Source organism: Serratia sp. ASV30, from assembly GCF_016428815.1.
Taxonomy (GTDB): domain Bacteria; phylum Pseudomonadota; class Gammaproteobacteria; order Enterobacterales; family Enterobacteriaceae; genus Chania; species Chania fonticola_C.
Genome location: NZ_JAELTL010000261.1, coordinates 1 through 302 on the forward strand (window position 1 = coordinate 1; position 302 = coordinate 302).

Sequence of the window (302 nt, forward strand, 5' to 3'; positions counted from 1 at the left end):
CGGGCAGCATGGTGACCGTTTATGACAACGGCCAGGCCATTGGCTCCACCACGGCCGATGCCAACGGCAAGTGGACGTTGACGCCAGCGACCGCGTTGACCGACGGCAACCACAGCCTGCATATCACCTGTCTCTTATACACATCTCCGAGCCCACGAGACAGGAGGTATCATCTCGTATGCCGTCGTCTGCTTGAAAAGGGGGGGGGGGGGGGGGGGGGGGGGGGGGGGGGGGGGGGGGGGGGGGGGGGGGGGGGGGGGGGGGGGGGGGGGGGGGGGGGGGGGGGGGGGGGGGGGGGGGGG

At 72.5% G+C, this 302-nt stretch carries 1 protein-coding gene; it reads left to right on the forward strand.

Annotated features, from left to right (window positions below; translation table 11 throughout):
• The coding region (locus JHD74_RS26350; RefSeq protein WP_199063951.1) for an Ig-like domain-containing protein at positions 1 to 302 on the forward strand (302 nt) is incomplete at both ends.